Annotated in this window: 1 protein-coding gene; it reads left to right on the top strand. The window is 43.8% G+C overall.

The features are described 5' to 3' along the window. Window positions 1-618: 618 nt before the first annotated feature. On the top strand, window positions 619-3,103 hold a 2,485-nt coding region (locus tag H6S82_RS26430; RefSeq protein WP_191056971.1), incomplete at its 3' end, for a PAS domain S-box protein.

Raw genomic sequence — 3,103 nt, 5'->3', positions numbered from 1 at the left:
CACCTGTTTATAGAATGCCCCTAAGACGGGTAATAGCATCAGTAAAATCACTAAAAACAAAGAAATTTCAGAGTATTAGGATTTATACGGTTAATTGTAGCTCTGTGAATCTATGTTTGAAATTTTACGCTATTTACAGTAAAGTACGGAAATGGTTTTTACTTACGAGGAGCAAGCACGACCGTTAAAGGTGCCGAGCCAGCACGGATTTATACTTTGCTTACAGACTGCGATCGTCTCCATCTGTGTAGTTTTTGCGAATTTTTGTCCCACGATTGCTCTCTCCCAGTCAATACTACCTGGATTTACGGGAAACCAAATTTCTTGTCTGTTCCCTCTGCTATATGCAAGTCATTCTCTCGCAACACTAGCCTAGCTTATTCAGCGGCTGGCGATCCTGGGCGCAAGATCTGCGCGTCGATGTGCAGCCCGATGAGGTAAAAAAAATTTTAAAACCGTTACCTGATAACAGAATTGAAGCTTTAATGACTGAAATACTCAAAGATCGCTCACTGTAGCACTTAGGGCTTTTTTGAGTCAATGGGGTTGGTTGTCCTGACCCTGTACAAGGGTGTGATGATTTTTTGCAACAAATAATACAATTTGACAATTTTTAATATGGAAGATACCACAGAAGGTCGCAAAATTCAAGCAGAAGTGCGGCTTTTGGAAGCGATGACCCTAGCGATCGCCCAGTCCCAGGATTTTCATACCGCACTGGGAGAAGCCTTGCGTCAGGTCTGCGAAGCGACAGGATGGAAGTATGGAGAAGTTTGGATTCCTCGCTTGGATGGCACCGCACTCGAATGCAGCCCAGTTTGGTACGGCAGTACTAACAATCTGGAGAAATTCAGAAAATTGAGCGAAGCATTGACGTTTCCTCATAACATAGGTCTACCCGGTCGAGTTTGGTCATCCAAGCAGCCAGAGTGGATTAAAGACGTTTCTAATGAACCAGATTCTATTTTTCTGCGCTGTCAGATGGCATTAGAACCCGGACTGAAAGCCGGGTTAGGAATACCCATACTCGATAGCGATCGAGTGCTGGCAGTTCTGGTATTTTTTATGTTTGAATCTCGTGAAGAAGACAATCAACTGGTAGATTTGGTTTCGGGGGTTGCCACTCAATTGGGTTCCCTGATCGCCCAGAAGCGGATGCAGGAGGTTTTGAAGACACAAGCGCGAGTGCTGGAAAGCATGGTAGAAGGTGTCAATATGTGCGACGAGAATGGATTTATATTTTTTACCAATGCAGCATTCGATGCGATGTTCGGATACGAGCGCGGTGAGTCGATCGGCAAACACATCTCAGATTTCGATGCCAATTCATCAGGAGAAAACGCTTGGCTTATAGAGCGAATAAACCAGCAGTTACAAATCCAAGGATCTTGGTGCGGGGAATTCAAAAATTGTAAAAAAGACGGCACGCCATTCATTACATATGTGAGGATAAGTGCCTTGGAAATTTCCGGAAAAAAGTATTGGATTTGCGTTCGAGAGGACATCACCGATCGCAAAATCGCAGAAGAGGAATTGCAAACAAGTAAGCGAAGGCTGGCCAACTTGATCGATTCCCTTCCCGGTATTGCTTTTTCCTGTGCAAACGATCCTCAATGGTCGATGAAATACCTCAGCGAAGGTTGCCTTGATTTAACTGGGTATAAAAGTGAAGAACTCTTAGGTGATGGAATTTCTTATAATGCTCTCACGCATCCGGAAGATTTACCGAAAGTTTTGAATGCCATTAAGGAAGCAGTAAGCAAAAAGCAACCTTATGTAGTAGAGTATCGAATTAATACAAAATTTGGCTTAGAAAAATGGCTGTGGGAAAAAGGAAGGGCAGTATTTGATGAAAAAGGGGAAGTGCGGGGACTCGAAGGTTTCATCACCGACATCACCGATCGCAAACGTGCCGAGGAAGCATTACTGCAAGAGCGCAACTTTGTTTCTGCAATCCTTGACACTGCTAGCAGTTTAGTAGTAGTTCTTAACCAAGAAGGAAAAGTTATTCGTTTGAATCGAGCTTGTGAAAAAACAACAGGATACCTATTTGATGAACTCAGGCATAAGTATTTCTGGGATATATTTTTGATTCCGGAAGAAAACAAGCAAGTTAAAGCTATATTTGAGGATTTACAAGCGGGTAAGTCGTTAAACCAGCATGAAAATTACTGGTTAACGAAAGACGGCAGCCTCCGACTGATTGCCTGGTCTAACAGTGTCCTCCTCGATGCCGATGGTTCCGTGAAATACATCATTGCGACTGGAATTGATATAACCGATCGCAAACAGGCAGAAGAAGCTTTGCGGCAGGCAGAACGCCAGTATCGCAGCATTTTTGAAAATGCTGTCGAAGGTATTTTCCAAACCACGGTAATTGGACATTACCTGATCGCAAATCCCATGTTAGCTCGAATTTACGGCTACGATTCACCATCAGAGTTGCTATCAGCTCTCACCGATATCGAGCATCAACTTTACGTAGACTGCAATCGCCGTGCTGAATTTATGAGCTTGGTCAAAGAACGGGGTGCTGTGTGGGGTTTTGAGTCGCAAGTTTATCGCAAAGACGGTAGCGTAATTTGGATTTCCGAAAATGCTTACGCGCTTTATGATGGTGAGGGTCGATTGGTGGGTTATGAAGGCACTGTTGTAGATATTACTGAGCGGAAGCGAGCAGAAGCGACAATTCAATATCAAGCATATCACGACTTGCTGACCAACTTGCCCAACCGCAACCTATTTAACGATCGCCTCGATTTATCCCTGGCAAATTCCCATAGAAATCATAACAAGCTGGCGGTAATGTTTTTGGATTTGGATTGTTTCAAGACGATCAACGATACTCTAGGTCATGCTGTGGGCGATCGTTTATTGCAACTTGTAGCAGAACGATTAACAAGCTGCTTGCGAGAAGGGGATACAGTCGCTCGGTGGGGAGGCGATGAATTCACTATATTACTGCCTCAAATTCATAGTTTGCAAGAAGTTGGCAAAGTTGCTCAAAGACTTGTAGATGCCTTCAAGCTGCCTTTCAATTTACAAGATGCCGAACTTTATATCAGTAGCAGCATTGGGATTGCTCTCTATCCCCATGACGGTC

The organism is Planktothrix sp. FACHB-1355 (genome assembly GCF_014748295.1).
GTDB classification, from domain to species: Bacteria; Cyanobacteriota; Cyanobacteriia; order Cyanobacteriales; family Aerosakkonemataceae; genus Aerosakkonema; species Aerosakkonema funiforme_A.
The sequence above is the reverse complement of the archived record's forward strand: the minus strand, read 5'-3'. Positions and strand labels throughout refer to the sequence as shown.